The 8,421-nt window shown below is 39.2% G+C and carries 8 protein-coding genes; 5 read left to right on the forward strand and 3 right to left on the reverse strand.

From position 1 onward, the window contains the following. Nucleotides 1-162 precede the first annotated feature (162 nt). Nucleotides 163-2,526, reverse strand: coding sequence for a right-handed parallel beta-helix repeat-containing protein (locus NZ896_05765; protein MCS7116959.1), 2,364 nt, complete (start codon nt 2,524-2,526; stop codon nt 163-165). A gap of 284 nt (nt 2,527-2,810) precedes the next feature. Here NZ896_05765 and NZ896_05770 point away from each other — a divergent pair, with 284 nt between their 5' ends. Together NZ896_05770 and NZ896_05775 are read left to right on the forward strand one after the other, a co-directional pair. Beyond that, on the forward strand, nt 2,811-3,653 hold the full coding sequence (locus tag NZ896_05770) for a fumarate hydratase (protein ID MCS7116960.1): 843 nt from the start codon (nt 2,811-2,813) through the stop codon (nt 3,651-3,653). Beyond that, nucleotides 3,650-4,201: a Fe-S-containing hydro-lyase gene (locus NZ896_05775; GenBank protein MCS7116961.1), complete on the forward strand. Its 552-nt coding sequence runs from the start codon at nt 3,650-3,652 to the stop codon at nt 4,199-4,201. The genes NZ896_05770 and NZ896_05775 overlap by 4 nt, the downstream gene beginning before the upstream one ends. 126 nt (nt 4,202-4,327) lie before the next feature. Here the strand turns inward: NZ896_05775 and NZ896_05780 are convergent, their stop codons facing one another. Together NZ896_05780 and NZ896_05785 are read right to left on the reverse strand one after the other, a co-directional pair. Continuing rightward, nucleotides 4,328-4,873: a hypothetical protein gene (locus NZ896_05780; protein ID MCS7116962.1), complete on the reverse strand. Its 546-nt coding sequence runs from the start codon at nt 4,871-4,873 to the stop codon at nt 4,328-4,330. Between the two features lie 229 nt (nt 4,874-5,102). Further along, complete coding sequence (locus NZ896_05785) at nt 5,103-5,897, reverse strand: hypothetical protein (GenBank protein MCS7116963.1); 795 nt, start codon at nt 5,895-5,897, stop codon at nt 5,103-5,105. A 294-nt stretch (nt 5,898-6,191) separates the two neighbouring features. Between NZ896_05785 and NZ896_05790 the strand changes: the two genes are divergently transcribed. The 3 genes from NZ896_05790 to NZ896_05800 all read left to right on the forward strand — a co-directional run. Continuing rightward, a complete protein-coding gene (locus NZ896_05790; GenBank protein ID MCS7116964.1) occupies nt 6,192-6,467 on the forward strand; it encodes a winged helix-turn-helix domain-containing protein in 276 nt (91 codons plus the stop codon). A 23-nt stretch (nt 6,468-6,490) separates the two neighbouring features. Then, nucleotides 6,491-8,041, forward strand: a complete 1,551-nt coding sequence (locus tag NZ896_05795; GenBank protein ID MCS7116965.1) for a B12-binding domain-containing radical SAM protein — start codon at nt 6,491-6,493, stop codon at nt 8,039-8,041. 143 nt (nt 8,042-8,184) lie between these two features. Further along, the coding region (locus NZ896_05800; GenBank protein ID MCS7116966.1) for a hypothetical protein at nt 8,185-8,421 on the forward strand (237 nt) is incomplete at its 3' end.

Raw genomic sequence — 8,421 nt, forward strand, 5'->3', positions numbered from 1 at the left:
GATGAAGGGAGAATATACCAACTGATAGAAATTGAATATTAATTCAAACTTCAGATTCAAAAGACTTATTTTGTAAATTATCTATTTACACGTCTATGAGAAAATAAAATCTATGGAGAGTTTTAATGAAGCTCGTAAAATATCTTATTAAGTTTAATATGGTTAAGGTAGATGTTGCACCAATTTAATCGCTATAACACAAGCGGATAGGCTTATCGTGGTTATTACCAATATCGCAGTAGCCACCATTGTAAGGATTGGTGAGACGATGAGTACGCTTGAAATCGTTAAGATTAGACTACTCAGCCAAAGTATTGTTAACTCTTTAACCTTCATAAATTTTGTAAGATTTTCACTACGTCGCTTTAAAGTAAGAACGATGGTCATGATCGGTGCAAAGTAAATTATGCCTATTAAACTACTAACTACCAATCCTGTTGCTATAATACTCAACTCGGGGTTAAGGCTCAAAGCTGAGTAAACCATTACAGAAATCTGGAGTATACCTATAAGCGGGTATAACAGTACTTTAACGATTACTTTAAGGATCGGGTTTTGGGCTATAATCTCTGCTACCATTGGACTCCACGCATAGTACCAAGTATTAAAAAGACTCATAAACTTACTTCCGGCAAAGGTTGAAAGCACCACATAATCTCTAAACCTTCTCAAAGATTGTACTTCGTCTGTCAATTCTGACTCATACGTAGCTGTCGCGATTAAACACCTTGAAGGTGTAGGCTCTACCGTAAAGGTGGAAGTTAAACCATTTATCGTAATTGTGTATGTACCGGGTTGCTCCTTTAATAAATCGAATTTGACTTTTTCTTTCATCCCCCCAACCAAGGTAATAGTTTTTGATGTTTCGACTTTACCATTTACTATAAGTGTTAAGGTATAATCACCAGATTCTTCACCTACATTCGCTACATCAACACTGACCTCTACACGCTGACCGGCTGAAACCCTGGTCGGGTTTATAATCAAGTTGGAAACCTTAAACTCAGCAGGTGCAGGCTTATGAACCAACATGAATAAAGTGAAATGGTCGACTTCTGCATATACAAATTTCTTCTCAGTATCGACTACACTCTTTAATGGTACCCATTTACCCATCTTCTCATCATAGAAGGCTATCGTTAAGCGCTTTTCATCTATATTTAACTTCTTAACGGTTTCATCACTATATGTGAAATTCACGATGACGGGTTTATCAAACTTGATACCACTTGGACCGATATCGATCGCTTGAGATACCTTGACCCATCCTTTAGGTACTTCTGGAGCTTCGATGGATTGTTTAATGACTATCGACTTTACAGGTTCGAAATGGGATGGAACTGGAGTAGGGAGCGGAGCTGCTGGAGCTACTGGAGCCGCCGAAGCAGGAGGTACAGTAACGGGAGGGGGTTCAAAGGTTGTAATCCTGACATCTTTGGGCAACTTTATACTTACCTTCATATCTACAGATTTATCGTGGATTGAAAGTGCTAATTCTCTAACTACTCTGCCAGCCTCCAAAGCTTGAGTTAGATTAAACTTAATCGGTACTTCTTTAGGTAGAGGTCTATCCACTACAACATTTACTTCTCTTAATTGAGGTGTTGCAGCCAATGGAATCGGGACTTCTACTTTACTAACCTTCACCTCCAAAGCTTTTGTTACATCCACATATGCGACCGCCTGATGTGGTACAACGGTCCGTACCTCAGTTATCACGACACCTTTCTCAATCTGAACGGGGATAGGTTTAACCTCATGAACCTTTTCGGCTGGTCGAACTTCAACCGGTCGCGTTGGATGAGCAGGTACTGGTTGAGCCCCAACTGGTTGGGACGGATGGACGGGTTTAACCTCAAGAGGAGCCCCAAATATCTTCATAAAGGGATAGCGATCGATATCATCAGCACTTATAACATAAGGAGTGTCACCAATACCATCAAGATTATTATCTATGCCAGAGTAATCGCTCCAATAATTTCCACCAGATGGGTAACCATTATCCCAAACATTCTTAAAAGATTTGTAAGAATCGACATGTCGAGCGTTATCTATAAAATTGTTATGGAAAATGTTGTTATTCGAAGACGTATTCAAGTAAATACCAAATTTATTATTCATTATATTGTTTCTAATGATGCGATTGTTCGATGAATCGTATAGGTAAATACCATAGTAGAAGTCTTTGATATTTATATTTGAGATTACGATGTTAAACCTCTTGAAAATCTTTATCCCTATTGAAGGGGAGTGCATTGATGGGCCTTGAATTGTATAACCCCCTCCATCGATTACAATATTATCTCTTTCGATGATTATCCCATCTCCAAAACTCACAATATCGCTTTTTAAGGTATAAATCATATTATCGTGAGTTACAATAGGTGCATTCGACGGTTCTATTCTCCCATCAGCTCTTATGTAAATGGTTCCAGTCCATTCTGCACTTACTGGTTGTACATTGAGTGATATACCCATTCCTATGAGTAGTAAAAGAATCATAAGGAGCAATCTCCTACCTAACATATTCATTCGATTTATTGAATAAAGAATTTAAATATTTATATTTTTATATTTTAGTTTTTTAATGAAATTGTTCGATTATTAACGATAATTTTTGGATTATTTCGCAATCGACCTTTGGATCGAATAAATTGTTACTATAAACGTTCATCATGAGCGTTCACACAAAGTATCATCTACCTTTATAAAAGAGGGCTTTTGGAGCTCATCCGTCATTCTATAGGCTCATACGCTCTTAAGGAGCAAAATACTTTTATGTTATTATGATGCGATACTTCATGAGGATTATGAAAGTTATAAATGTAAATGATATACAGAGGGCAGTAAGTAAGGTGTGTATGGAGATCAATTACAATCTACGAGAGGGTATGGAGAAGATCATCGAAGAAGCCTTACAAAAAGAAGAGTCGGAACTTGGAAGGGAAGTTTTGAAGCAGATGTTAGAGAATGTAGCAATAGCGAAGATGGAGAAGATCCCTGCATGCCAAGATACTGGCGTATGTATAGCTTATGTTCAGTTGGGCCAGGATGTGCGTATAGAAGGGGGGTTCCTTTACGATGCTATCAATAGGGGCGTTGCAGAAGGTTATGTAAAAGGTTACTTACGTAAATCTGTAGTGCGTGATCCTCTCAATCGCATCAATACAGGAGATAATACACCAGCCGTGATACATGTGGAGCTTGTACCTGGAGATGAGCTGAAGATCATTCTGATGGCGAAGGGTGCAGGTTCAGAGAATATGGGCCAAGTAAGTATGCTCACTCCAGCCGATGGTTTAGAGGGTGTGAAAAAGTTTGTAATTAAAACTGTGAAGGAAGGAAGTATAAACGCTTGCCCACCAGTGATCGTAGGTGTTGGGATTGGAGGAACATTCGATACCGTAGGATGGTTGGCTAAGAAGGCACTCTTCAGGGGGATGAATGTTAGGAATAAGAATGAGTTTTACGCTAAGCTCGAATTGGAACTTCTTAAAGAGATCAACGATCTCGGTATAGGGCCTGCAGGTTTGGGTGGAAGGATTACAGCGCTAGATGTTAGAATAGAGTATGCACCATGCCATATTGCAGCCTTGCCAGTGGCTGTGAATCTTGAGTGTAATGCACATAGAGTAGGTGAAATCATATTATGAAGATTACTACACCATTAACTGATGATATAGTAAGAAAGCTCAGAGTTGGCGATAGAGTGGAGATAAGTGGAATCATTTATACTGCAAGGGATGCAGCACATAAGAGGTTTATGGATACGATCAATAAAGGTGAGAAATTACCCTTCGATCCTGTAGGCCAAATCATATACTATGTAGGACCTACTCCACCCAAGCCTGGCATGGTAATAGGTTCGGCTGGGCCGACCTCATCATACCGCATGGATGTATTCCTTGAACCCCTTTTAAAGCTCGGTTTAAAGGGTACGATCGGTAAAGGCTATAGAAGCCAAGCAGCGATAGATGCTATGGTAAGGTATGGTGCAGTCTACTTTGTAGCTATTGGAGGAGCGGGCGCATTAATTTCAAAGAGGATTAAAAGAGCGGAGGTGATAGCGTACGAAGACCTCGGTACAGAGGCCGTAATGAAGTTAGAGGTAGAGAACTTCCCCGTCATAGTGGCTAACGATACCCTTGGAAATGATATCTTCAAACTCGGTATACAAAGATATTCAAAAATAAAAGTGTAGATAGTGTAACTCATGATCAGAAAGCCGTAAGCCATCGTAGAGGGAATCGTAGAGGAGTAGCTAACATCTTTATCTATAAATCAATAGCTAGTTACGTAATCTGATCCACTAATTCGCATAGTAGCTTTATTTTCTTGTCCAAGTAATTATATACCCTAATCCCCCTAATATGACCCCAATCGCCAGTATTATGATGAAGGCAGATATCCAAAATGGATAGCCCAATGGAATTCCATAAAAGATGTCGGTATGTACTTTTCCAGCGCTCCAACCTAACCCACCAACTTCTTTAGGTAGCATAGCCGCACCCGCCAAATATCCTCCAATTATCATCAATAACCCGGCACCAGCAGCCCCTACATTATGTAGTATTAATTGAATCCATGCGAATACCTTCGCAATACCTTTGTATGGTTTGCGAAGGGCTACTTCGATGTGATAGTAGAAAAGAGCCGTAACCGCTACAGCAACAACCCCTACGATAAGGTACGTTATGTAACCGACTGTGAGCCATGTGCCAGCCCCTCCGCCAGCTATCACTCTACTAAATTCGGGCTTTAAGAAGCCCAGTTGCCCTATTACGAAGTATAATGTGATGGTCGTGATTATTGCGCCTTGGAGGATGGCAGCTACAATCCACCTAGATGCCCAAACACTTTTTAATTCGTTCATGGTAACCACCATAAATATCGCGTATAACGGTGTTTTATAACATTTTTGATAAAAGAACTCTATAACTCTACTTATAAACATTGAGTAGTACTTTATTTAATGGAGTGACCATATCCCAACCCATGATAGATTTTGTAGAACTTCCTAAACTCCTATTTAGATCAAATCGTTAGCTGTGAATTAAATTCAAGAACAGTTAATCGAGTTAGGGTTTTACCAATCAAGGTGATTATAATAGATGGATCAACTTAACAACTTTCTCAGAAGGGCCTATCTTCACGATATCCTGCTCAGTCACACGCACCCCTCTTCTTGGATAGGATGCACTATATAATCGCGCATCACCACTTCTGAGTAACTTAATGGAGATCGTTACACCGTAAGGAACTCTATACCTTAAAGGATGTAAAGATGTCCCTTCTCTTAAAGTGAACGTAGGTAATATATGACATATACCGACTTCATCTTCATTCAATCTTGTAAAGCCATTTACATTTAACCATTCTCCATTGGTGATCTTATCTATGTATGAGAAGTATCCGGTCGATCCGGCAGGAGTAGTTATGATCACACCATTCCCTATCGCAAGATCTACAAATGAAAAGTTACTACCTTCAACCATCAGTTTATAACGAAGACAATTGCTATCCAAACCCCTCTCTAAATATACATCTGTGAAGATATCATCTAAAACATCTTGATTGAGATAAACCTTTAACATCTTATGTTCAACGATCTTAAATCTACCTTCTTTAATTCTTTGAAGGGCCCTAGGTAGATCGTGAAGATAAGTTTCTGCTAGATATGCTTTACTACCGATTGGTGAATAACTAGGTATACCGACGAAGAGCAAGGGTATTCTTTTAACTGCGCCACAATAGCTGAAGAAACCGTCGCCACCCACCACTATCCCAAAATCGGGCTTCCTTCTACTATAGATGATATTTGCTTGATTTAAAATTTCAATGATATCCTCTAAAGTCGTAACTCTTTGTTCCTCACTTAAGAAAACGGTCGCCTTCATATTCTACTATCAATTCATAGAGGGTTCTTTTTTCCTTTTCTATCTTCATGAAGACCTATCGTTTTAAATCTTCCTTCCCCTTCGTATGACGATCATTAACCGAATAATTCTTTACAATTCTGGTAAAAGTTGTAAAAAAGATAAATCTCATCGGCCCATTTCATAAAATTTTTATAGAATATTTAATTTTGTACCTTAATTCTATGCGATTATTACCATAAAATATTTTAAAAAGTTGCATTATATTAACAAATTCAGAGCAAAATGGGGATCATAATTTACGAGGATAAAACGTTGGAAGATATCTCAAAAGTTCTTAATGCGTTAGGGAACTTTGCAAGGCTTCGAATAATCAAGATGTTATCAGAAACGAAAAGACCTTTACACATCAAAGCCGTGTCACGAGGATTAAAGTTAGAATATACTTCGGTCTATCGCCACATCGAAGTTCTGAGAAGGAATAAGTTGGTAGAGACATTTTCAGTAGGTAGATCAAAGGTCGTCACACTTTGTAAGCCAAATTTAATCAAAAATATTTTGAATGAAAGTAAGAAGATTATGGAAGAATAATTATAGCAAAAGGGGGAGCGTAGTTGGTTAAGATCGTTTTAACTACGGATAGAACTTTGATGAGTGAATATCGGCACGTACCTTTATTACAATTTTTAGGTTGCGCTCCGACACAAGTACCTAAATTTATCTTCGATTATCTGGCCCCATCGATTCCACATAATGATGGAATAGTCTTATTCGCACCATACTCCTTAAGGAAGGTAGAGAGCGCACTCCTTAGAAGTTACGCACAGAAGGATATCGTTGTAGTCCATCCAAATTATATTCATAGATTCATCGATACCGATACCAAGATAGTCGGAATCTCAACGATGGATCCTTTAGGCCTCGGTCCTTTAACGATGATGTTCACGTTAGGAGGATTATACACTTCATACACCAAGAAGGCTTTCCTCGATCTGATGTACTCTATTACTCGCATAAAAAGGAGTTTGAATGGAAAGTTCAAGGTAGTGGTAGGAGGTCCGGGAGCATGGCAGATCGAGTTAAAGAGAGAGATTATGAAGAAATTGGGTATAGATCACTTAGTTTTAGGCGAAGTCGATACCGTAGCTCATAAAATCTTTAACGATATTGAAAATGATGATGCTGACGAAATCATTAAAGTTAGTGTTACCAACGATGCTGAAAGCATACCATGCATCGTTAATCCGAGTATGCATGGTATGGTGGAGGTTATGCGTGGTTGCGGTAGGAATTGTGAATTTTGTGATGTAAATCTGAGGCGAGTAAAGTACTTTGATAGTAAGAAAGTAGTTACGGAAATCCTGGTAAATGTGAAAGCAGGTGTTGGAAGGGTATGGGCACATAGTGAAGATATATTTTCATACAAGATCGAGAATCGTCGTGATTTTATGCCCAATCGAGATGCGATATGGAACCTCTTCGAAGCGATAATGGCCACCCCTGGTGTATATCACTGCAACCCCACCCACGGTACGATATCTCCAGTCGCTGCAGATCCTCAAATGATCGTAAAGTTATCCAAGATCCTTAGAGCAGGGCCGAACCATTGGATCGGGATACAATCGGGTTTAGAGACTGGCTCACCAACACTTATGCGCAAGTATATGCCTTCAAAAGCGAAACCATTTAGTGCAGATGAATGGGATGAAGTAGTATATGAAGGGACGAAGATCCTTAATGAGAATTATTGGTTCCCAGCGTATACTATAATCCTCGGTCTACCGAATGAAACAGAGGAAGATTGTTGGGATACGATACGCCTCATAGATCGTATGGAGAAGAAATTGCCAGAAGAGTTGGGCGAGAAGGCTCACTTCACCGTAACTCCACTGAGCTTTGTACCTATAGGCGCTCTTAAGGATAAAGAATTCTTCAATGTGAGTGAGGGGTTAAATGAGGCGAGGTGGTGTGTAATCTATCGATCGTGGAGGCACCTTGCTCTAGAAGCGGAGCAATACCTCCCGAGAATCTTAAGGAGCAATCCTCTTCAAAGCTTTATTTTAAACTCACTTGCAAACTTCGGTGTAAGAATCGTATTATGGTGTATTAAGAGGTTTGGAGAAAAGTTAGGTTTCGATCCCGAAAAAGCGCTGAGGGTATCGTGACCATGCCAAATGTGTAAGAATGAAAAATGAATAAGTCTATTCGATTTTGCCCTTCATGGCAAATTTTTTTAATTTGAAGCCCTGTATTTTATCTTGAGTTACAGGATTTACAGGCTATAGAAATCGTGAGGTAGAAGACCTTTATGGAGCATCTAAATGAATCTCTCACAACAAATTCGAAGGTCAAGGCAATAGTTATGCTTTCAGGAGGTTTAGATAGCACATTAGCGGCGAAGATTCTTTTACAACAGGGTATTGAATTAATCGGAGTAGCATTTAAAACACCATTCTGTGACTTCGATTGTGGTAAGGGTTGTACCTTTCGAGTTAAAGAGGTAGCTGATAATCTTGGTATAGAATTAAGGACTATATTTCTAGGT

Source organism: Nitrososphaerales archaeon (genome assembly GCA_025058425.1).
GTDB lineage: Archaea > Thermoproteota > Nitrososphaeria > Nitrososphaerales > JANXEG01 > JANXEG01.